The organism is Cupriavidus sp. GW822-FHT06G04 (assembly GCF_058799075.1).
Genome location: NZ_JBXALD010000011.1, coordinates 15,001 through 35,797, shown reverse-complemented (window position 1 = coordinate 35,797; position 20,797 = coordinate 15,001). Strand labels below are relative to the sequence as shown.

Annotated in this window: 18 protein-coding genes; 5 read left to right on the top strand and 13 right to left on the bottom strand. The window is 64.7% G+C overall.

Translation table 11 applies throughout. The features are described from left to right. Nucleotides 1–74: 74 nt before the first annotated feature. Entirely contained in the window at nt 75–404 is a 330-nt protein-coding gene (locus AC1RKI_RS22630; protein ID WP_061957680.1) for a CppA family protein, read from the bottom strand. Nucleotides 405–624: 220 nt separating this feature from the next. On the opposite strand from AC1RKI_RS22630, the gene AC1RKI_RS22625 reads away from it, so the two are divergent. Together AC1RKI_RS22625 and hglS are read left to right on the top strand one after the other, a co-directional pair. Next, nucleotides 625–1,536, top strand: a complete 912-nt coding sequence (locus tag AC1RKI_RS22625) for a LysR substrate-binding domain-containing protein (protein WP_492797394.1) — start codon at nt 625–627, stop codon at nt 1,534–1,536. A 156-nt stretch (nt 1,537–1,692) separates the two neighbouring features. Then, nucleotides 1,693–3,060 (top strand): 2-oxoadipate dioxygenase/decarboxylase HglS, encoded by a 1,368-nt coding sequence (hglS, locus tag AC1RKI_RS22620; protein ID WP_244787515.1) that lies wholly within the window; start codon nt 1,693–1,695, stop codon nt 3,058–3,060. A 224-nt stretch (nt 3,061–3,284) separates the two neighbouring features. On the opposite strand, the gene AC1RKI_RS22615 is transcribed toward hglS, so the two are convergent. The 9 genes from AC1RKI_RS22615 to AC1RKI_RS22575 form a co-directional block, all read right to left on the bottom strand. Continuing rightward, nucleotides 3,285–4,400 carry a porin gene (locus AC1RKI_RS22615; protein ID WP_150979144.1) on the bottom strand — a complete coding sequence of 372 codons (1,116 nt, stop codon included), beginning with the start codon at nt 4,398–4,400 and terminating at the stop codon, nt 3,285–3,287. 143 nt (nt 4,401–4,543) lie between these two features. Continuing rightward, nucleotides 4,544–6,640, bottom strand: a complete 2,097-nt coding sequence (locus AC1RKI_RS22610) for an acetate--CoA ligase family protein (protein WP_492797397.1) — start codon at nt 6,638–6,640, stop codon at nt 4,544–4,546. A gap of 27 nt (nt 6,641–6,667) precedes the next feature. After that, on the bottom strand, nt 6,668–7,021 hold the full coding sequence (locus tag AC1RKI_RS22605; RefSeq protein ID WP_492797399.1) for a Zn-ribbon domain-containing OB-fold protein: 354 nt from the start codon (nt 7,019–7,021) through the stop codon (nt 6,668–6,670). Beyond that, nucleotides 7,018–8,181: a thiolase family protein gene (locus AC1RKI_RS22600; protein WP_223505739.1), complete on the bottom strand. Its 1,164-nt coding sequence runs from the start codon at nt 8,179–8,181 to the stop codon at nt 7,018–7,020. The genes AC1RKI_RS22605 and AC1RKI_RS22600 overlap by 4 nt, the downstream gene beginning before the upstream one ends. Continuing rightward, a complete protein-coding gene (locus tag AC1RKI_RS22595) occupies nt 8,160–9,398 on the bottom strand; it encodes an ABC transporter substrate-binding protein (RefSeq protein WP_150979141.1) in 1,239 nt (412 codons plus the stop codon). Before AC1RKI_RS22595 ends, AC1RKI_RS22600 begins: the two co-directional genes overlap by 22 nt. Before the next feature lie 82 nt (nt 9,399–9,480). Next, nucleotides 9,481–10,539 carry a cyclase family protein gene (locus AC1RKI_RS22590; RefSeq protein WP_227459427.1) on the bottom strand — a complete coding sequence of 353 codons (1,059 nt, stop codon included), beginning with the start codon at nt 10,537–10,539 and terminating at the stop codon, nt 9,481–9,483. 3 nt (nt 10,540–10,542) lie between these two features. Then, nucleotides 10,543–11,346 (bottom strand): IclR family transcriptional regulator, encoded by an 804-nt coding sequence (locus AC1RKI_RS22585; RefSeq protein ID WP_492797402.1) that lies wholly within the window; start codon nt 11,344–11,346, stop codon nt 10,543–10,545. A gap of 260 nt (nt 11,347–11,606) precedes the next feature. After that, the gene (locus tag AC1RKI_RS22580; protein WP_223505737.1) at nt 11,607–12,899 is read right to left on the bottom strand and encodes an AI-2E family transporter; all 1,293 of its coding nucleotides are present in this window, start codon (nt 12,897–12,899) and stop codon (nt 11,607–11,609) included. Nucleotides 12,900–13,127: 228 nt separating this feature from the next. After that, nucleotides 13,128–13,292, bottom strand: a complete 165-nt coding sequence (locus AC1RKI_RS22575) for a hypothetical protein (protein WP_167585507.1) — start codon at nt 13,290–13,292, stop codon at nt 13,128–13,130. Nucleotides 13,293–13,622: 330 nt separating this feature from the next. Here AC1RKI_RS22575 and AC1RKI_RS22570 point away from each other — a divergent pair, with 330 nt between their 5' ends. Next, nucleotides 13,623–14,081, top strand: a complete 459-nt coding sequence (locus AC1RKI_RS22570) for a hypothetical protein (protein WP_227459429.1) — start codon at nt 13,623–13,625, stop codon at nt 14,079–14,081. An 85-nt stretch (nt 14,082–14,166) separates the two neighbouring features. On the opposite strand, the gene AC1RKI_RS22565 is transcribed toward AC1RKI_RS22570, so the two are convergent. The 3 genes from AC1RKI_RS22565 to AC1RKI_RS22555 all read right to left on the bottom strand — a co-directional run bounded on the left by AC1RKI_RS22565 (nt 14,167) and on the right by AC1RKI_RS22555 (nt 19,004). Then, nucleotides 14,167–14,610: a hypothetical protein gene (locus AC1RKI_RS22565; protein WP_061960196.1), complete on the bottom strand. Its 444-nt coding sequence runs from the start codon at nt 14,608–14,610 to the stop codon at nt 14,167–14,169. A 190-nt stretch (nt 14,611–14,800) separates the two neighbouring features. Next, a complete protein-coding gene (locus AC1RKI_RS22560) occupies nt 14,801–16,438 on the bottom strand; it encodes an MBL fold metallo-hydrolase (RefSeq protein ID WP_492797428.1) in 1,638 nt (545 codons plus the stop codon). A gap of 184 nt (nt 16,439–16,622) precedes the next feature. Then, a complete protein-coding gene (locus AC1RKI_RS22555) occupies nt 16,623–19,004 on the bottom strand; it encodes a DNA polymerase II (RefSeq protein ID WP_492797405.1) in 2,382 nt (793 codons plus the stop codon). A 404-nt stretch (nt 19,005–19,408) separates the two neighbouring features. On the opposite strand from AC1RKI_RS22555, the gene AC1RKI_RS22550 reads away from it, so the two are divergent. Continuing rightward, the gene (locus AC1RKI_RS22550) at nt 19,409–20,059 is read left to right on the top strand and encodes a hypothetical protein (protein WP_490713309.1); all 651 of its coding nucleotides are present in this window, start codon (nt 19,409–19,411) and stop codon (nt 20,057–20,059) included. A gap of 121 nt (nt 20,060–20,180) precedes the next feature. Next, nucleotides 20,181–20,765, top strand: coding sequence for a hypothetical protein (locus tag AC1RKI_RS22545; RefSeq protein ID WP_150979135.1), 585 nt, complete (start codon nt 20,181–20,183; stop codon nt 20,763–20,765). The last annotated feature ends 32 nt before the right edge of the window (nt 20,766–20,797 follow it).

Sequence of the window (20,797 nt, the reverse complement as noted above, 5' to 3'; positions counted from 1 at the left end):
AATAATTCGCCCTAAACCCGACGAGGAGCCCCGTCAGCGGCAGCAGACGGCCCACAAGCGGCGGGATGTGGCCACTAGTGGTCAGCCTGGAATAACGATCCCTGCCTCAGGGTGTCTTGAGGCGTGGTCCGGCGCGCCGCATCGGGTGGATTCAGGATCTGGCGGATCTGGGCCAGATAGCGCTCGCCCACCGCGCGATGGGTCTTGCGCGCCTCCTCGGCAAACATCCGGCGCGTTGGCGGTCGGATCTTCAGTAGCCGGCAAATCGTTGACAGATAAGGCTTTTTCCCTTCGGCGGCGGCCCGGCGCGCGGCCGATGCCAGCGCGGCGTCGCCAATGCGGCCGCGCAGCCAGACCAGGATCTGGCGGTCATATTCGTTTTGCACACGGATCAGGTGTTCCATCAGAAAACTCCCAATACTGTTCATGCATACAGTACCTGTAAATATATACAGTAATCGGGATTTTTCAAGGGCGAAAGACGGGCAAGCCGCGCGCGTCGGTGCCACAATGCCAGCCGTTTCCGATCCACGCCGCCGTGCCATGCCTGCCAGTACGACCGATTCGCGCCAGATATTCGACCCGCTTCGCCCGCGCATTGAACGCACTGAATTGCGCTGATTTATGCGACTCCCCAGTCTGATCGCCCTCCAGATGCTGGAATGCGCCGCGCGCCTTGGCAGCTTCACGCGCGCCGCGGCCGAACTCAATGTCACCGAGAGCGCCATTTCGCGCCAGATCCAGGCGTTGGAAGCGCGCCTTGGCGTGCGATTTTTCGAGCGCGTCCGGCAGCGCGTCGTGCTGACATCGGAAGGCGACCGTTATGTGCGCGAAATTCGCGCCGAACTAAAGGCCATCGAACGCGCCACCAAGGATCTGGCGTCGCGCGCGGGCGGCATGGAAGTGATCGAGCTGGCCGTGGTGCCCACCTTTGCCACGCAATGGCTGATCCCGCGGCTGGCCGGCTTCCGCATCGACAGCCCGCGTATCGTGGTCAATATCCACGCGCGGCCCGAGCCATTCCACTTTGGCGATTCCGTCTACGATGCGGCGATCTATTTCGGGGATCGACCTTGGGATGGCCATCCGAGCGCCGCTTTGATCGACGAGGGCCCGTCGATTCCGGTGTGCAGTCCCACGCTGCTGGCTCACGCCAAGCTGCGCCGCCGCGAGGATCTGCTGCGCCTGCCGCTGTTGCACCTGGCCAGCCGGCCCGACGCCTGGCCCGACTGGTTCAGCGGCGAGGACGAAGCCATGCGCCGGCGCGCGCGGCTGGGCCCGCGCTACGACCTGTTCACGATGGTGACGCGCGGCGCCATTGCCGGACTCGGTGTGGCCGTGCTGCCGGAAATGATGGTTCGTTCCGAAATGGAAAGTGGTCAGTTGGTGACGCTGCCTTTTCCCGCCGCGCATGAGGCCGGGCGCAGCGGGTCGTACTTCCTCAGCCATCGGCAGGAAAAGCCCGGTGAAACCAAGCTGGCACGATTTGCTTCGTGGCTGGTCGGGCAATGTCGGGACGATGCGCCGGCATCCTGATGAGATGACGACAATCCCGGCTTGATGCCAGAACTGCATCAAGTCGGGAAAAAATATCAATTGCGCACCCGAGCGGGCAAGGCGAAACTTGGCGCCGTTCGTTTTTGCCGCTGTCCGCGATCGCGGCGCGCCGATTCCCTGCAGTCAGTCAACACAATGTCTTCGACCCATACGCCCCAAAGCCAGATCCGCGCGCAGTTTTCACGCGCCATGTCCGACATGTATCGCGCCGAAGTGCCGCAGTACGGCACGCTGATGTCGCTCGTTGCCGACGTCAATGCTGACGTGATTGCCCGCGTAGGCGCGGCGGCCGCGGGAGCGGCGGGGCAGGAGGCGCGCCTTGAAGTGGAGCGCCATGGCGCCATCCGCGTCGGCACGCCGGCCGAGCTGTCTACCATCCGCCGTCTGTTTGCCGTGATGGGCATGTTTCCGGTCGGCTACTACGATTTGTCCGTCGCGGGCGTGCCGGTGCATTCCACCGCGTTCCGACCGCGTGACACCGCCGGGCTTGCCGACAACCCGTTCCGCGTCTTTACATCGCTGCTGCGCCTCGATCTGATCCAAGACGTGGCATTGCGCGAAGCCGCCGCACAGGTGCTGAGCCAGCGCTCGATCTTCACGCCCGGCTGCATCGCGCTGATCGAACGTGCGGAACAGCAGGGCGGGCTCGATCAGGCGGACGCGGCGGAATTCGTCGCCGAAGCGTTGGAAACCTTCCGCTGGCACGGCAAGTCGACGGTCACCGCGGACCTGTACTGGAAACTGCGCAAGACCCATCCGCTGATTGCCGACATCGTTTGCTTTCCGGGGCCGCATATCAACCACCTCACGCCGCGCACGCTCGATATCGACCTGGTGCAGGCGCAGATGCCCGCGCGCGGTATCCGGCCAAAGGCTGTGGTGGAAGGGCCGCCCACGCGCAAGTGCCCGATTCTGCTGCGCCAGACCAGCTTCCTGGCGCTCAGCGAGCCGGTCAGTTTTGTCGACGGCGGCGAAGCCGGCACGCACACCGCGCGCTTTGGCGAGATCGAGCAGCGCGGCGTGGCGCTTACGCCAAAGGGCCGGCAACTGTACGACAGCCTGCTGGCCGAGGTGCGCAAGCGGATCGAGCCGGCCGGTGACGGGTCCAATGCCGATGCCTACCGCCAGGTGCTGGGCGACGTGTTCCGCGATTTCCCCGACACTCATGACGCGCTGCGGCAGCAGGGGCTGGCGTATTACCGCTACACGGCAGGCAATGCCGCCGCGCCGGGCGAGCACGATGTCGAGGCGCTGATCGCCGCCGGCGCACTGGTGGCCGAGCCGATCACGTACGAGGATTTCCTGCCGGTCAGCGCGGCAGGTATTTTCCAGTCGAACCTGGGCAATGAACGGCGCGACGACCTGCAGGCGTCGCCAAATCGCGCCGCGTTTGAAAGCGCACTGGGCGCCACCGTCAGCGACGAACTCGCGCTGTACGCCGCCGCGCAACAGGCATCGCTCGACGCCGCGCTGCAGGCGCTTGGGATTACCGCACGCGCCTGATTGGCGCCGCCCGCCGCCCGCCGCCCGCCGCGCATCTCGCGCAGAACATGCGCAGGAAAAGAAAGAGGCCCGCCGGGAAAGACTCCCGCGCGGGCCCATGAAAAGACGAAGGGAAAGTCTTCGTCGTGGAGCCGTGCGGCGGCGTTCGATACGCCGCGCTGCGCGCACGATCACCGGTCGCCGTGGCGCCGCTGTGCGACGCCGTTGAAAACCGTCAGACGCGCTTAGAAACGATGGCGCACGCCGATGATCGCGCCAAACTGGCTTTGACCCGCGCCCACCTGTTCGGAGGTAGCCGTCAGCGTGCTGGCGCTGCGGTTCAACGACGGGCCAAAGCCGGACAGGCCCATCGCCGAGCCGTTGCGATTCTGCGCGTAGGCGGCAATCGCATAGACATCGGTGCGCTTCGAGAAGGCATAGGTGCCAGACAACACGAAGCTGTACGGATCGCCGTTGCTGTTGCGCACATCGGTGTAGTAGGCCGCGCCGGTGACGGCGATGGCCGGCGTCACCTGGTAGGTCGCGCCGACCCAGTACAGGTTGGTGCGCAGCGAACTGCTGGCGAAGTCGCCGTAATACCAGCGATAGCCCGCGAAGGCGCGGCCCCGGCCAAAGTCGTAGCTCGCGCCCAGCGTGGCGCGGCGCTCGCGGTTGTCATCGGTGGCGATGGTGCTGCCGCGCACTTCGTCATACACCACGCGCGCCGACAGCGGGCCCGAGTCGTAACCGCCAGCGACCGACCAGTTGCGGCCGGCCTTGTAGTCGCCCGGCACTTCGCCACCGGCGCTGCTGTCGTAGCCGGTGCTGTAGAACAGGCCGTAATAGAACGCGCCGGTGCGGCCGGTGAGTTTCAGCGAATTATCGGCGCGGCCCGACATCCACTTGTCGTGCATCAGCACCGAATAGCGCGTGGCGATCGCCATCGGATCATAGGTCACCGAGAAGTCATACAGCACGGTCTGGTGGCGGCCCAGCGACAGCGTGCCGTACTGGTTCTGCAGGCCGACAAACGCCTGGCGGCCGAACAGGCGGCCACCCTGGTTCAGGCTGCCGGTATCGAGATCGAAACCGCTTTCCAGCGTGAAGACCGCCTTCAGCCCTTGGCCAAGGTCTTCCGCGCCGCGCAGGCCCCAGCGCGAGGTGGACAGATTACCTGCCGACATGCGCACGACGTTGTTGCTGCCGCCAGTAGCGGTGTTCGGCGCGTGGGTCAGGAATTCCACACCGGCGTCCACCACGCCATAGAGCGTGATGTTGCTTTGGGCCTGCGCCACTGCGGGCAGGGCAGGCAATACAAAGGTGGCGGCGGTGGTAGCCAGGCAGGCGAGACGGGTCTTCATGCTTCGTTATCCTTATGTTGAGACGCGCGCACGCGCGCCTCCAACGGGCTCGGGCGCAGTGCGGCGCCTGAAATGTAACGACTGGCCTCGAAGCAAAGAAGAGCGATTCGCCTGACAGTTTGTTTGTCGGTGTGGACAATGTCCTAGCTTGCAACCTCCATCAACGCATCGACCACCACCGCGCCCGATTCGCCGAGCATGACCGGGTTGAGATCGACCGAGCGGATCTTGCCGTGCGCGTGGTGCACCAGATCGCCGACGCGGGCGGCCAGCGCGCAGAGTGCGCGCACGTCGAGCGGCGCTTCGCCGCGCACGCCGTCGAACAGTGGCGCCATGCGCAGGCGTCGCACCGCGCGTTCGATGGCGGCGGGCGTGGCGGGCGCCAGCAGCACTGCCGTGTCACGCACGGTTTCCACATACTTGCCGCCATCGCCCACCAGCAGCACCGCGCCGAACACAGGGTCCCAGTGCGCGCCGACCATGCATTCGCGCCGCCCGCGCGTCATGCGCGCGACGATCACGCCTTCGCATGGCGCATGCATCGACTGCAGCGTTTGCGTCTGTCGCGCAAAGGCCTCGACGATGGTTGCGCGATCGTCGCAGTGCAATGCCACGAGCCCGAATTCGCTCTTGTGCGGCACGGCCGCAGAACTGGCTTTGACGGCCACCGGGGCGCCGATACGCTGCCAGGCGGCCACTGCTTCGTCGGCGGTCTTGCAAAGATAATGTTCGACAACCGGCACGCCGGCCTCTGCCAGATGCGCCAGGCTGGCCGCTTCGCTGAGCGTGAGCGCGGCCGCCGGCAACGAGGGAGACGAAGCCGACGATGCGGGCCGCGCAGGCATCGCAGGCTCGCTGGCGTTATCGCGTAGCAACTGCTGGTGTGCGGTCAACTGGTCGAATGCTGCCAGTGCATCGGCGGCGTGGAAGAACGTCGGCACATTGGCGGCGCGAAACACGCTGGCCACCGATTCCTGCCACGCGGCCACCGCAACCGGCTTGCCAGCCTGATCGGCAAACTGCGCGGCGTCGCGCGCAAAGCGGGGCACGTCATAGCCCATGCCCGCCACGGGAATATCGAGCAGCACCAGATCGGCCGAGTCGTCGGCGCCCACCACCGGCAGCACGTCGCCAAACAAGCCGCTGTTGGTCAGCAGCGCGGCGGTGACGTCGACCGGATTGGCCGTGGCGGCAAAGCCGGGCAGGCGCTCGGCCAGCGCCGATTGCGTGGCGGCCGATAGCGGCGCCATGGCGATGCCTAGCGTGTCGGCGGTGTCGGTCGCCATCACGCAACTTGCGCCCGAATTGCTGACCACCACCAGCCGCCGCCCGGATGGCTGCCAGCCGCGCAGGTAAAGCGGCGCGCAGCGCGCGAGCGCATGCGCGTCTTCCACGCGCCAGATGCCATGACGCGCCAGAAAGGCGTCCACCGCGCGATCCTCGTTGGCCATGGCGCCCGTGTGGGACGCGGCGGCGCGTGCGCCGGCCTGCGAGCGTCCCGACTTGACGGCGACCACCGGCACGCCGCGCGCACGCGCCACGGCAGCGGCTTCGGCCAGCACGTCGGGATCGTTCAATGTTTCCAGATAGAGCAGCAGCAATCGCACATCGGGATCATGTGCGACGGCCAGCGCCAGTTCACTGACGGTGACATCGGCCTGGTTGCCGGTGGCGTGCACGTGGCGCACGCCAATGCCCTGGTGTCGCAGCAGCCCATATACCAGCGCCGCGGTGCCGCCACTCTGGCTGACCACCGCGACTGGGCCGTCCTGCGGCGCAATCTCGATGAACATGGTCGAGAAGCTCGCGATGGCACCATTGCCGAAGTTGGCCAGGCCCTGGCTGTTCGGCCCGACGATGCGCAGGTTTGCGTCGCGCGCAATGCGCACCATCTCGTCCTGCTGACGCTTGCCGGCTTCGCCGGCCTCGCCGAATCCGGACGCAATCACGATCGCCGCATTCACGCCAAGCCGCGCGCAATCGGCCACCGCCTGCACCGCCGCGTCGCCGGCCACGACAATCACCGCCAGATCGGGCGCCTCGGGCAGGGCGTCCAGCGATGGATACGAGCGCAGGCCCTGCAGCGTGTCGCGCTGCGGATTCACGGGATAGATCGTGCCGGCGTAGCCCATCTGCTGCATGTAGTGGATCGGCCGGCCGCCGATCTTGTGGATATTGTCGGAAGCGCCGACGATGGCGACGGAACGCGGCGAGAGCAGGGCGGAGAGCGTGGAAGTCATTGCGTCAGGTTGGAAAGTGGGGATGTGTCAGGAGCGCGTGAACCGCAGCAGCATTTGTCCGTCGACATCGAAAAATCCGGCGCGTACGCGCTGGCCGATGACGATGCCGGGCTCGGCATGGCCCATCACGCGCGGGCCTTCATCGAGCGTGGCCAGCACCAGCGTGTATGGCGCCAGCGCCTGGAATGTCTCGGTAGGCGCGCGGAACACTTCGGTCACTGCATAGACAGTGGCCATGCCTGTGGCATCGCGCCAGATCAGCCGAGTGTTGCCGCATGCCCGGCAGGCATGGCGCTGCAGGGGCTGCCACGCGCCGCACGACTCGCAGCACTGGAAACGCAGCGCGCCTGCGGCAAGTCCTTCGGAAAATGGGCCGCTCATGGCGTCTCCAGTACCAGGCTGACGTGCGACGACAGCACGCCGCCATCTGCGTGAAACAGTGCGCGCCGACGCGCCGCGATCTGGCGCGAGCCGGCCCGTCCAGCCAGTTGGCGCGCCGCTTCGGCCAGATGCATAAGCCCGCCGGCTACGCCGGAATGGCCGAATGCCAACAGGCCGCCGTGTGTGTTCAGCGGCAGCAGTCCATCGGCCGCAAAGTCGCCCTTGCGCAGCCGTGCCACCGCTTGACCGCGCGGCGCCACGCCAAGTTCTTCGAGCAGCATCACCAGCGTGATCGTGAACGAGTCGTAGATCGCCAGATAGTCGATATCGTCGAGCGTGCGCCGTGCCTCGGACAGCGCGCGCGCGGCGGCATCTGCCGCGCCGCTGCGCATCACATCGTCGATCGCACCGAGATGCTGATGGCGATGCGCCTGTCCGGCGCCGGCGATGCGCACCGGCACGCCCGGGCCCGCTTCGGCGGACACCACCATCGCCACGGCGCCGTCGGAAATCGGGCAGCAATCGGACAGGCGCAGCGGGCTGGCGATGGGCCGCGCGGCGCGCGCCGCGTCAATGTCGAGCGGCTCGCGCAGGTGCGCATCGGGATGCCCGGCCGCATGCGCACGCATCAACACCGCAAAGTCGGAAAGATCGTCAGCGGCCATGCCCGCTTCGTGCAGATAGCGCGACGCCAGCAGCGCGTAATAGGCCGGCACGGAAGCGCCGTTCGGCACCTCGATCTCGGGCTCGCCGACTTGCGCCAGCGTCTGCATCGACTGGTCGCGGCTTTGGCCGCTCAGCCGGTTTTCGCCGGCCACGACCAGCACATGGCGGCAGCGTCCCGCGCGCACCAGATCGTGCGCGAGCATCGCCATCAGCCCGCCCGTGGCGCCGCCGCCCGCCATGCCGTGCGCATACGCCGGCTGCAGCGACGCGAACTCGCAGAAGCGGTCGGCCAGCATCAGGTGCGGCAACGTGGTTGCGTAGCCGCACAGCACGCCGTCGATGTCGCGGCGGCCCAGTTGCGCGTCATCGAGCGCCGCATCACTGGCCTGCGCCATCAGCGTGAGCGGAGTGCTGCCCGGCAGCCGGCCAAAGCGCGTGTTGCCGACGCCGCGCACGTAGCTGACGCCGTCGCTCATTTCTTCAGCAGCGGGCATTGCGATTTGGCCGCGGGCATGAAGGCCTGATCGCCGGGCACGGTGGCCAGCAGCTTGTAGTAGTCCCACGGATACTTCGATTCTTCGGGCTTTTTCACTTCGAACAGGTACATGTCGTGCACCATCCGCCCGTCTTCGCGGATGCGGCCATTCTTGGCGAAGAAATCGTTGATCGGCATCGACTTCATCTGCTTCATTACGGCCGCGGTGTCGTCGGTGCCGGCCGCCTGTACGGCCTTCAGGTAATGCGTGACCGACGAATAGACGCCCGCCTGGCTCATGTTGGGCATCTTCTTGACCTTGTCGAAATACTTGCGCGACCACGCACGCGTGGCGTCGTTCATGTCCCAGTAGAACGCTTCGGTGAGTACCAGCCCCTGCGCGGTTTTCAGGCCGATCGCGTGGATATCGTTGATGTACAGCAGCAGGCCCGCCAGCTTTTGCGTACCGTTGCGGGTCAGGCCGAATTCGGAAGCGGCCTTGATGGCGTTGACCGTATCGCCACCGGCGTTGGCCAGTCCCACCACTTGCGCGCGGCTCGCCTGCGCCTGCAGCAGATAGGACGCGAAATCGCTGGTGTTGATCGGATGGCGGGCGGCCCCGAGCACTTGGCCGCCCGCCTCGGTCACCACCGTCGTGGCCGATTGCTGCAGTGTGTGGCCGAACGCATAGTCGGCGGTCAGGAAGAACCAGCTCTTGCCGCCGCGCTGCACCATCGCCTTGGCCGTGGTGTTGGCCAGCGCGTAGGTGTCGTAGGCGTAGTGAACCGATACCGGCGTGCACAGGTCGTTGGTGATGCGCTCGGTGCCGGGGCCCGAGAACACCACGATCTTGTTCTTCTGTTTTGCCACGTCCAGCACGGCCAGCGCGGGCGCCGACGCGGCCACGTCGAGGATCGCGTCGACCTTGTCCTGATCAAACCATTCGCGCGCCTTGTTGGCGGCGATATCGGCCTTGTTCTGGTGATCGACGACCACCAGTTCGATTTTCTTGCCCAGCACCTTGCCGCCGAAATCATCGATCGCCATCTGGGCGGCGGCTGCGCTGCCGCGGCCCGTGACATCGGCGTAGAGTCCGCTCATGTCGAGCAGCAGGCCGATCTTGACGATATCGTCGGAGATGCCGCCCTTCGGCTGCGCGCTGGCCGGTGCCGCTGCGCAGAGCGACGCCGCAACCGCGATGGCGCCCAAAACGTGCTGGATGACGCTGTTTTTCATGGTGTCTCCTCCATGGTGGCTCGAATGTGTGGCCCGTTTCGATCCGCCGTGCATGCCGCGGCGGCGACGGGCCTCGGTATGGTCAAACGGTGGCGATCGGCGTGGTCGGAGACCCCACCGCGCCGGGCAGGCGCAACGGCGGGGCGGTCAGCATGAAGCGCGTGCGGCCGTGTGCGCGCAGCCAGTCAGCCAGTTCGCGCAGATACCAGAGCTCGCCCAGCGGCAGCCCCAGCTTGAACAGGCAGTGATGGTGCAGCGGCAGCAGCGGATGCGTTTTCGCATCGTCGGCGGGCGGCAGCGCCGGATAACGCTCGACGGCATAGTTGTCGGCGATCAGCGCGGCGATTCCCGCGTCGGTGATCCAGTTCAGCAGCCGGTCATCGCGTCCGTTCAGCGCGCAGCAGCTGTGATGCAGCACGTTTTCGTCGGGATTGCGCTGCATCGACAGCACCACCTCGGCAAAGCCGGTGCGCAGCAGCAGCATGTCGCCGCGCTCGACTTCCACGCGATGCGTTTGCATCGCGCGCATCAGGTCGTCGTAGCCGACGTTGCGGAAATCGTTGCCGTAAACATCGGCCAGATCCACCAGCACGCCGCGGCCCTGCATGCCTTTCACGGCGAAATTCTCGATGCCGAGTGCATCGGCGTGGCTGGCATGGCCATGGCCGCAGTCGTGCGCCTCGAAGTGATCGTCCTCGGCGTAGTCCACCGGGCCCACCACATCGGTATTGGCGCGAAAGCCGTTGTAATAGACGCGCTCGGCGCGCCCATCGCCATCGGCATCGAACAGCGCGCCCACATGCGCCAGCGAATCCCATTGCGTCGAATACTGCAGGCACAGCAACACCTGATCGTCGCTGATCACGTCGGTGGCGGCTGGATTGACCTTGGCCAGCGGGAAGTTCAGGTACGGGATGTCGTCGCGAAAGGTAGGGCGGAGCTGCGGCGGATGCCGGCGCGGATTGAGCTTGTTGCCGCCGGGGTAGTCGAGCGGCATCGACAGGCAGAAGCTGATGCCGGCCTGAATTTCTCGCGCGCCCTTGACCACCTGTTCCGGGCCGATCAGGTTGACGCGCCCGAGTTGATCGTCAGGGCCGAAATCGCCCCAGTTGGAGCCTTCCGGACGTTGCTTCCAGCGCATGCTTCATGCCTCCTCGGGTGGTTGGGAATGTCTTTGGGGCCGGCCGGGCGCGGCTGCAGGCGTGCGCCATGCCGCGCGGACCGCGTCGGCCTCGCGGCGCAGGGCGCGCGCCAGCGCCGGCTCGCGCTCGGCGATGCGCTCGTTGAGCGCGGCAATGCTGATGGCGCCCAGCGGATAGCCATCGGGGCCGGGCAGCGCGATGCCGATGCCGCCCATGCGCTCGACCACCACGTCGAGCAGCACCGCATAGCCGCGTTCGCGCGTGGCGTCGACATGGCGGCGCAGCATCGCCACGTCGATCAGCGGATAGCGCTTCAGCGACGGCTCGATGCACGCCAGCACCGCGTCGATCTCGTCGTCGGGCAGCGCGGCCAGCAGCGCGAGGCTGCCGGCGCCTACGCCGAGCGGGCGTCGGCTGCCGATATCGAGATAGTTTGCGCGGATCGGGAAGCTGCCGAGCCGCAGCTCCAGGCATACCGATTCCCATCCGCTCGGCACCGACAGAATCGCCGTGTCCTCGAAGGTATTGGCCAGACGGATCAGGGCGGGGCGCACCAGCGGGCGCATGTCAAGCCGTCGCTGCGATGCGGCCTGCAGCGTGAGCCATTCGCGTCCGGGAGAAAACGCCTTGGTTTCGGGGTCGCGTTCGACCATGCCTTCGGCCATCAGCGTGTCGAGCAGACGCAGCGCCGAAGCCTTGTCCACGCGCGCGGCGGCGGCCAGATCGGTGAGCCGCGCGTGGCGCGTATCGGACAGCGCACGCAGCAGCCGGCAGGCTTTCTGCAGCGATGTGCTCTGGACGGTCACGGATACGTCTCCCCCTGTTCGAATTTCATCGCATGAAATACTTGGGTGCGCGGCAACCGTTGGTTTATAGGCGATATGACGCGCGCGGTCATTCTGCGATGCATCAAAGTTTTGCGGGATGAAATCCGTGCGGCCGGTTTGACACGCACGCGCGTATGGCACACGCGGAAGTCACGCGCGTGGCCTGATCGGCGCGATGAGGAGGAGAGGACGGGAAGGGTGAATGAGGTGGCGCCGCCGGTCGACGCCCATCGCGGGGATTACTCGCCAAGAAATTCTGCGAGCACTTCCAGACCTTCGACGTGGTCTGCCACCACTTTGATGATGACCGCCAGCGGGATGGCCAGCAGCATTCCCGCCACCCCCCATAGCCACGTGAACACCAGCAGCGCAACAAAGACGGCCACGGCATTCATGCGGGCCATGCGGCCCGTCATCCAGGTCGTCATGCCATTGCCGATCAGCGTGGCAACAAGCAGCGATCCACCGGCCGCGGCCGCGGCAATCGCCAGCGTGCCGAATTGCATGAACGCGGCAACGCCCAGGCAGATGGCAATCAGCACCGCGCCGAAATACGGCACCAGGTGCAGCGCTCCGGCGGCCAGAGCCCACGCGCCGGCGTTGTCGATGGACAGGAATTTGAGCAGCACATAGGTGCAGATGGCCAACGCGCTGTTGGTGATCAGGAGCATCAGCATGTAGCGCTGGATCGACCGGTTGATCTCCTCAAGCATATGCACGTTGATCTTCTTCTGGCTGATCGTCTTGCCCGCCATCTTGATGAACTTGCGCTTGAAGATGTCGCCCGCCAGCAGCAGGAACCATGTCAGGAACAGCACTACCACGGCCTGCGCCATCATCGCGAACACGCCGATCGATCCGGCCCACAGCATCGTGTTGAGGCTGTCGGCCGGGCGCTCGACCACAATCGGGCCGCCACGCACGGGCGCCTGCCCGGTGCCGCCAAGGATTGTTGCGGCCCGCCGCACTTTCTGCAGCATCGAGTCGTCGCCGCTGAGCAGCGCGCCCACTGAACGCGACAGCTTGCTGGCGATCTCGGGAAGGCGGTCGACTATCGACGCAACCTGACCTTGCAGCAGATAGATGGCGCACAGCATCAGCGCCAGTCCGCCCAACATGACCACTGTTGCGCCCACCGCGCGCGGCACGTGCTGGCGCTGCAACAGGTTCACCATCGGCGACAACAGATAGGCGATGACGACGGACAGCACGATCGGCACGATGACGGGACGCGCCAGATGCAGCATGAAGACGGTGCCGAGTGTGGCCAGTATCACCAACGCGATGCTGGCGCGGCGCATCGACCCGGTCCAGGCGGGCGGTGTGTAGTCGGGCATGGTGACCGGCGCGGCGGCCGAGGCGATCGATCGTTCCGCAGGCGCCGCGCTGGTTTCGAGAGCTGCTTTTACCGCTGCGCCTGAAATGCCGGCGGGATTGTCCTGTGCCGCCAATGGCGGTTCAGCGCTGGGCATGCCGCCCGGAGATGGCGTTGCAGGGTGCGGCGCGGCGGAAGAGGGTGGGACGATCGACATGGCTCGCGGCGCAGTTAACAACGCTGGTTTGGGGGCTCGATGAAGGGATAGACCTGCTCCGAGCATAGCGGGCAGCGGCGGCGCCAAGTGTCGGCGCGCAACGTGTCGGCGTGTAGGACAGACGCGCAACGCGCGTAGCCTGCGGCGTGGCGGGCGCTTGAATGCAAAACGCCGGTCTTGTGAACCGGCGTTTTGGGAAAGCTGAAAAAACCTGAACTGGCGGGTGATTCAACGCGTCAGCGTGGGCGGATCGTCCGCGCACGGGCCTGAAGACGCATCGAGCAGCTGGTGCTGTTTGAGCAGGGGGTCGTTCTTGAGCATCCACCGTGCACCGAAAGCCAGTGCCACGATGCAGGCCAGCATATACGCAACGATCGCAGTGAGAGTCAGCATGGTTCTGTCACAGGAGAGGGTTGCGACCGCAGGGACCGACGTTTGCAAAAAATCGAAGCAAGAACCACAAACGCGGTGGGCCGGATGGGATCGGATTGTATGTGACAGCAGACGTTGATCCCAACCTATCGCGCCTGAAATTTTCTGTATGCCGATCTAAGCGTCACTAATATCGGCAGGATCTGCGATATGCCGGTGGCCAATATCGGGCCAGGGCTGGGCATGACTGGATGCGGCGGCCCAGCCGTTGATACGTATCAAGCGGCAGGCCGGCAAGGTGGGAGTATGGTCTTGCCTCTTTCAACTTGCCGAAGACAAGAGGACCTGCCCATGTATCCGAACCTGATCGTCCGCTGCGGATCGGGCCCGCAACGGTTTCTGCCGCTGCCGCGTAATCACTTCGAACTGATCCTGGAATGTCCGTCATCGGCCGCACAGGCGCCAGCGACCGCCAACCTTGGCGACAATCTCGCGCTGTTTGTCCGCAGCCCATTCCAGGAGATCTACTTCGAGAACCTTCCCTCCATCACCTGGCGGACAGCCTACGACGTGCGCGAATTGCTGGCGCCGGACGGATCGGTGTTCTACGTGGGGGACTTCACCAACGTCAGCGTCGCGATCTCGACGCTGACCGGTACGTACCAACGATTTGGCCAACAAGCTGTGTCGGCCGATATCGCGGTCCAGGACCGCGTCGAGCGACAGCTCAAGTCGCGCTTGTTGCTGATCGATGCTGCAGCGCACTGGCGTGTGCTCACGCTGCGCGACGTCGACCGGTGGCGCACGTGACCGTGATCATGCCGCAGGCATCGGCATCGGCATGGGCATCGGAATCAGGCGTCCCGACGGCCGGGGCCGGTCTGCGCCCTCAGTCTCAGTAGAAGCAGCCAAGTTCGTATTGTTCCGCACGCAACGCGCGCACATTGTCGCGATAGCGGTCGGCGCGGCTCCAGTATTCGGTCTGCTGCATCGCACGTTCCGACGCCCGCGCCTGATACTCGAGTGCCCGGCACTGGTTCCAGAAGGCGTTCTGCGCGCGCCATGCCACTTCCTCGTCGCGCGTGTCCCAGTTCTGGATCTGTCGGGACATCTGCGCGCGGTTTTCCAGATACGCCTGTTCGTCCTTCTTTACCCTGGCCGATTTGGTGACGGTGGTGACGTTGCCGCGCATGGTAGACGTCACGTCCCGATAGCCGGCCGGGCAGGACGCCGCCGTATAGAGCGTGTCGCCCGCGCCCTGGCATTTGGTGACGGCGTGCGCGGCGCCGGCGGCGGTCAGCATCAGCAGCAACAGCGGGGCGACGAGCGGTCGGCACATGATGGCGCTCCGGGGAGTCGGGATGCCATCACTGTAGGCAGCCGCGCGCGCCGTTGCCAGCGGATCAAGGTATCCAGATATTTCCGCGCGCATGGCGGCATTGGCGGCATGTCGGCCAGTCGATAGCACGCAGGGTGCACGCCGGATTCGCTTCCCTTCGATCATCCGGCGCCGGTGTCCGTCCGCACCGTCAGAGCAGCGCCCAGATTCCGTCGACGTCCCGCGCCGCGCCATCGGCTTCCAGCTTGCGCAGATGCGCCAGCAGCGAGCGCTGCGCCACGGGATGCATGCGCGGCGGCACATCGTCATAGACGCTGGCCAGCAGCGTGGCGATATCGGCGGGGGCCAGCGCGCGCAGCGCGTTCATGACCTTGGCCTCGCGTTGCTGGCGATGACGGATCAACAGCCGGATCGCATCGTGAGGCCGCGGCATCAGGAAGCCATGCCCGGGCGCGATCCACTCCAGATCTTCCGACAGCAGCGCCTGCAGCGAGGCCAGATAGGCGCGCATGTCGCCATCGGGCGGATTGATGACGACGGTCGAGCCCTGCATGACGTGGTCGCCGGTGAACAGCGTTTTCTCTTCTTCGAGCAGGTAGCACAGATGGTTGGACGCATGCCCGGGCGTGTGGATCACGCGCAGCGTGGTGTGCGGACCGAGCGCGATGCGATCGCCATGTGCGGGCGTGTGATCGGGCCGGAACGTCTGGTCCTGCCGATCGACGACTGCGGTGGTGCGGCCCCATACCGGCGCCGCAGTGGCCTCGCGCAGGCGGACCGATCCGGGCGAATGATCGAGATGGGTATGCGTGACCAGGATCCATTTCACCGGCCCCGGCGCAGCAGCCATCACGGCGTCGAAATGCGCGGTGTCGTCGGGGCCGGGGTCGATCACGGCCCACTGGTTGTCCGCGCCCGCTACGAAATACGTGTTGGTTCCTGGGCCGGTCATGGCATTGCCATTGTTGGCCGTAACGCGCCAGACGCGCTCAGAAAGCCGGACCGCCAACCCAGGTTCCAGCGTGTAGCGCGCATGGCCGGCACCATCGGGATCGATGCGAGCGATCTCGGCGTAGGGCGCTTCCTCGGGCATCACCGGCCGCTGTCCCTGGGGGCCGTCGGCAAGCCGCGGCATCACCAGCGGGATATGGCGCTGCTGGCGCGCGTAGTCGATACAGGCCTGCGCCGTTTCGAAATGCGCAATCGACTGCAGGATCTTGCGCGTGGCGTTGACCAGAGTGAGACGATTGGCCGGATCGATCGCGTCCACCGGACGCATCCAGCGGTGTTCCACGGCTTCCACGCCGTCATGGATCGCCGTCTGCCCGGCGGGCAGCAACGCCATGAAGAAGCGCGTATCAAAGCGCTTGGCCAGCCCCGGCGGCGTCAGCCAGTAAGCGCAGTAGGCAAGCTGGTCCGCCGCCACCTTCAAGCCGAGCATCTCGCACACATGGGCCAGCCCCTTGCCGCCGTAGCCCGCCGCCTCGCGCAGTTGCTCGCGCACCTGCGCATCGACTTCGTCGAGCCGGACGATGCGCCCGTCAGCATCGTACGCAAATAACAGATTGGCTTCCTCGAACGCTTCGCGGACCGCGCACAGGTAGTAATCGAGCCCATTCGACGCCACGCCGAGCCGCGCGCTGGCCTGCGCGTCGTCGAGTCCCGCACACAACGGATGCAGCGCGGTGTCCTGCGGATCGAGCACACCGCCAGGAAAAACAAAGGCGCCCGCGCTGCGATCGTCCTCGCGCTGCGGCCGGCGCATCATGAGGATTTCCATGCCTTGCGGGCCGTCGCGCAGCACCAGCATGCTGGCGGCGTGACGCATCGCTTTGGAGCGGACCGGAGCGGCGGAACTGTCGGACGGCGCGGCGGACGGGGTGGTGGAGGAAGCAGAAGCGGCAGATGACATGGGGCGGGACGAAGTCTCTTCGGATTCTTTATCGGCGAATGTCGGCGATTGTAGCGGGTTGCCGCATTGCCGCATCGCAGCAAAAATCCGCCAGACCGTCCTATTGCGGAAACAGCGCCATCTGCCCGGTGAGCAAGGTCTCGAAATCGTCGTCCAGGAACGGCAGGATCGCGTCGGCGATGGGCTGCAATTGGCGTGTGACGTAGTGTTCATAGTCGATCGGCGCGGCGCGTGTTTCCAGTGGCTGCGGGCCGGCGACGGTCATCAGGTAGCTGATCCAGCCGCCGTTCTGGTACTGGCGCGGACGCCCCTGGCTGTCGTTGAAGGCATCGGCGATGCGGGCGGCGCGCACATGGGGCGGCACGTTGCGCTGATACTCGTCGAGCTGGCGTCGCAGACGCTTGCGGTACACCAGCAGGTCGTCCAACTCGCCGGCCAGCGTGCGGCGCACCGTGTCGCGCACGTAATCGCGATACGGTGCGCGATTGAAGATCTTTTCGTACAGCGTCTGCTGGAACTGCTGCGCCAGGGGCGACCAGTCCGTGCGCACGGTTTCCAGCCCCTTGAAGACCATGTCCACGGTGCCGTCGGCGCGCATCACCTGGCCCGCATAGCGCTTTTTGCTGCCGAGTTCGGCGCCGCGAATGGTCGGCATCAGGAAGCGCCGGAAGTGCGTTTCGAACTGCAACTCCAGCGCGCTCTCCAGCCCGTAGGTCTGCCACAGATGATCGCGCCACCAGTCGTTGACATACGCCACCAGGCTGCGACCGATGCTGGCGGCGTCGCCTTCGTCGCGCGCCCGGCGCAGCCAGACGAAGGTGGAATCGGTATCGCCGTAGATCACTTCGTAGCCGCGCGCTTCGATCAGTTGACGCGTCTGGCGCATGATCTCGTGTCCACGCATGGTGATCGACGAGGCCAGCCTTGCGTCGAAGAAGCGGCATCCGCTCGACCCGAGCACGCCGTAGAAGGCGTTCATGATGATCTTGAGGGCCTGCGACAGCGGCTTGTTGCCGTCGCGCTTGGCGGACTCGCGGCCCTGCCATACGCGCGCCACGATCGACGGCAGGCAATGTTTGGTGCGCGAGAAGCGGGCGCCGCGAAACCCCGGTACCGAATCGGCGTCGTCGGGATGCGCGAGCCCTTCCACCAGACCGATCGGGTCGATCAGGAAGGTGCGAATGATCGAGGGATACAGGCTCTTGTAGTCGAGCACCAGCACCGATTCGTACAGCCCGGGGCGCGAGTCCATCACGAAGCCGCCCGGGCTGGCCTCGGGCGCCTTGTCGCCAAGATTGGGCGCCACATAGCCCTGCCGATGCATCAGCGGCATGTACAGGTGCGTAAATGCGGCCACCGATCCGCCGTTGCGGTCGGCCGGCAAGCCCGTCACGGTGGCGCGTTCCAGCAGGAACGGCAGCAACTCGGTTTTCTCGAAGATGCGCGTCACCAGTTCGCAGTCGCGCAGGTTGTAGCGCGCCAACGCGGGCTTGTCTTCGGCAAACATGCGATCGATCTCGTCCATACGGTCATAGGGGTTGTCGATCGCCTTGCCTTCGCCCAGCAGCGTACGCGCCACCGATTCCAGGCTGAAGGACGGAAAACTCCACGTCGCCGAGCGCAACGCTTCGATGCCGTCGATGATCCAGCGGCCCGGCGCCCCTGCGAAGTAGTGCTGCTGGCGGTTGTGCTCGCGCCATTCCATCTCCGCGCCCCCGCGGCCAAGCTTCAGCGGGATTTGATATTGACGCGCATGCTCGCGCAGCACACGCAGGTCGAACTGGATCAGATTCCAGCCGATTACCGCGTCCGGATCGTGCAACGCCATCCAGTCATTGAGTCGCTCGATCAGTTCCTGGCGCGATGCGCAGTATGCGAGCGCGAAATCGGTGTCGGGCGCGGCCGGAGCCGGATCCCGCTGTGGGGCAGGGCCGAGCATGTAGACCTGGCGCTGCCCACAGCCCTCGAGTGCAATCGAATACAGGTCGCCGAACGCGTTTGTCTCGATGTCGAGCGACGCGAGACGCAGCGGTGGCCGATAGTCCGCCGCCGGTTTCAGTTGCGCGTTGCGCAGCACGCCGTCCGCGCCGGCATCGCCGTCGAACCAGACCGGCGCGGTAATGAAGCGCTCCATCAGATAGCGCTCGGGTGGGCGGATATCGGCCTCGTAGACATCCACGCCCGCCTCGCGCAGCGTCTTTTCCAACTGGATCAGTTGCCGATGCTGCTGACAGTAGAGGCCGAGCACGGGACGACGCTGGAAATCCTGCAGTTGCAGCGGCCGAAGCGCCGCATTGCGTTCGCCGCGCAACAGCGCCTCCGCCACTTCGCGCTGGCTTTCGGGAATGAAGGCGGTCGACGTCTGGGCCGGCAGGCGCACCCGGCGCGGGCCATCATCGGTAGCGAGCCAGAACTCGACCTCCGTGCCGGCGGGCGTATCGCGCCAATGTCGGGTCAGGATAAAACCCTGCTGAAGTGCCACGCTGCAAGACCTCGGGATGTGTTTCTGGCGTGGATTCTAGCGGATCGGCCATGGCGCGGCCGGTTAGGCGCGCGCCGCTACCGGCAGCCGTGTCAACGTCGCCGAGGGCTGATTTGCATACCGACAGACACGTGTGATCGTCAGTATTTCGCCGCGCATAGTTTGATGTTTCTCTATCTAATTTCCGAAAATATCGCATATGCGCGACACATCAAAGCAAGGCGAAATCCATGGATAATGAAACTCAACATTCCGTCGATCGCGTGCCAATTGCAGAATTCTTGATGTAGACGGACAGGGGCGGCATTTGACAATGCTAACTTCTGACTTTGCCACGTTCCGAATGCTGGACGTACCACGCCACACGCGCCACCACCTTCCTTACAGCCAAATCGGTGAAATCCATGAACGAAACGCAAGCCGCTATTTCCATTCAAAAAGCCTGGCGCTCATTTGCGAGCGATCGAAGAAATGTTGTAAGCGAAAGTCGCGGCATTGCGCTGCGCATCGGTCATCGCATTCGTGGCTGGCATGATTTCTACCGCTATCAGAGGCAAAACAGAATCGTTTTGGTCTTCAATGGAAATGCCGAGAATCCAATGGTCGGTCATTCCTACTTTGCGCTTCAGAACGTCTTGTGGAGCCTTGTTTTGGGGCCGCGCCGCGAAATTTCCGCACGCGTTGCCGGAGCGTTTTCCCGTTATCCGGTCGGCGCCGACCGCCCGCATGCGGGAGAATTTGCGGGTATCGTATCCGGGCGCGAAAGCGTGCCTGACATGACCATTTTCAGGGAAAAGATCGAATACCTGGGAACGAAAGGCAATCTCTTCGTGCTCGATGCCATCTACACGCGATTCTTTCGGCAAGCATTCTATGCTGAGGTCGGGCAATTCACCGCAATGCCTTATTCGTATGGCCTGCACTACAACTGCAATACGCTCGTTAGAAACGTGCTCAGGCGGCTGGTGCAACTTGCCGCCGAAAGCCCCGCGCCCCGAGCTCAGCAGCCGCGCGTATATACCGATGCGGACGCGCTGTCCGTACTGATGGGGTGAGATGGCGCGGGCCAACCATGGTCAGTTAGGCGCGCCGATTCGTTGCTGACTTGAACCATCTCAATGCGGGAATACAGCAAAGGCATGCAGAGTAACGCTTTTATTCTTTTGCTACGACATAATGATTCCATCGGAAGCCGCAATGCGCATCCAGCGGGCCTGGCGCGTCTTTGCAAGAGAAAGCCGCCATGTGGTTGAAGAATGCATGGCAATTGCCGGGCGACTAGGAACTCCGGTGCATGATTGGGATGACTTCCAAAGGTATCAGGCAAATGGACGCATCGTCGTGCAGATCAATGGCGATGCCGCCAGCCCCTTCCTTGGCCACTCCCGCTTTATCGTCAACGGCATGTTCTGGGAGCTTCTGCTGAACACGCGGTCGATTCTGGAACCTCTGGTCGGCGACAATTTCGCTCGTTATGAAAGTAGGCGGGACACAAATTCAGTCACATACGCAGGCATTTCCTGTGGCCGGGAGCACATGCTTCGCTGCGTCAACTTCAAACGCAAGATTGCGCGTCTCATGGCTGCCGATCGGGTTCTGGTTCTCGACGACGCACACACGCCGTATTTCAAGCCGTTTTTTCTCGCAGAAGTGACGCGTTTTACCTCGGGACCATATTCTTACGGACTGCACTACAACTGCCATACCCTCATCCGCAACGTGCTGTTGCGCATGGAAAAGGTGGCAATGTCGAATCTGTAAAAATGGCCCGCCATTTTTAACCTCACGGTCGA

Excerpts from the sequence above, each read along its gene's own strand:
- hglS (WP_244787515.1), top strand. The coding sequence starts at position 1,693 with ATGTCTTCGACCCATACGCCCCAAAGCCAGATCCGCGCGCAGTTTTCA.
- AC1RKI_RS22570 (WP_227459429.1), top strand. The coding sequence starts at position 13,623 with ATGTATCCGAACCTGATCGTCCGCTGCGGATCGGGCCCGCAACGGTTT.
- AC1RKI_RS22625 (WP_492797394.1), top strand. The coding sequence starts at position 625 with ATGCGACTCCCCAGTCTGATCGCCCTCCAGATGCTGGAATGCGCCGCG.
- AC1RKI_RS22615 (WP_150979144.1), bottom strand. The coding sequence starts at position 4,400 with ATGAAGACCCGTCTCGCCTGCCTGGCTACCACCGCCGCCACCTTTGTA.
- AC1RKI_RS22590 (WP_227459427.1), bottom strand. The coding sequence starts at position 10,539 with ATGCGCTGGAAGCAACGTCCGGAAGGCTCCAACTGGGGCGATTTCGGC.
- AC1RKI_RS22580 (WP_223505737.1), bottom strand. The coding sequence starts at position 12,899 with ATGTCGATCGTCCCACCCTCTTCCGCCGCGCCGCACCCTGCAACGCCA.
- AC1RKI_RS22565 (WP_061960196.1), bottom strand. The coding sequence starts at position 14,610 with ATGTGCCGACCGCTCGTCGCCCCGCTGTTGCTGCTGATGCTGACCGCC.
- AC1RKI_RS22605 (WP_492797399.1), bottom strand. The coding sequence starts at position 7,021 with ATGAGCGGCCCATTTTCCGAAGGACTTGCCGCAGGCGCGCTGCGTTTC.
- AC1RKI_RS22560 (WP_492797428.1), bottom strand. The coding sequence starts at position 16,438 with ATGCGTCACGCCGCCAGCATGCTGGTGCTGCGCGACGGCCCGCAAGGC.
- AC1RKI_RS22595 (WP_150979141.1), bottom strand. The coding sequence starts at position 9,398 with ATGAAAAACAGCGTCATCCAGCACGTTTTGGGCGCCATCGCGGTTGCG.
- AC1RKI_RS22610 (WP_492797397.1), bottom strand. The coding sequence starts at position 6,640 with ATGACTTCCACGCTCTCCGCCCTGCTCTCGCCGCGTTCCGTCGCCATC.
- AC1RKI_RS22600 (WP_223505739.1), bottom strand. The coding sequence starts at position 8,181 with ATGCCCGCTGCTGAAGAAATGAGCGACGGCGTCAGCTACGTGCGCGGC.
- AC1RKI_RS22575 (WP_167585507.1), bottom strand. The coding sequence starts at position 13,292 with ATGCTGACTCTCACTGCGATCGTTGCGTATATGCTGGCCTGCATCGTG.
- AC1RKI_RS22630 (WP_061957680.1), bottom strand. The coding sequence starts at position 404 with ATGGAACACCTGATCCGTGTGCAAAACGAATATGACCGCCAGATCCTG.
- AC1RKI_RS22545 (WP_150979135.1), top strand. The coding sequence starts at position 20,181 with ATGATTCCATCGGAAGCCGCAATGCGCATCCAGCGGGCCTGGCGCGTC.
- AC1RKI_RS22550 (WP_490713309.1), top strand. The coding sequence starts at position 19,409 with ATGAACGAAACGCAAGCCGCTATTTCCATTCAAAAAGCCTGGCGCTCA.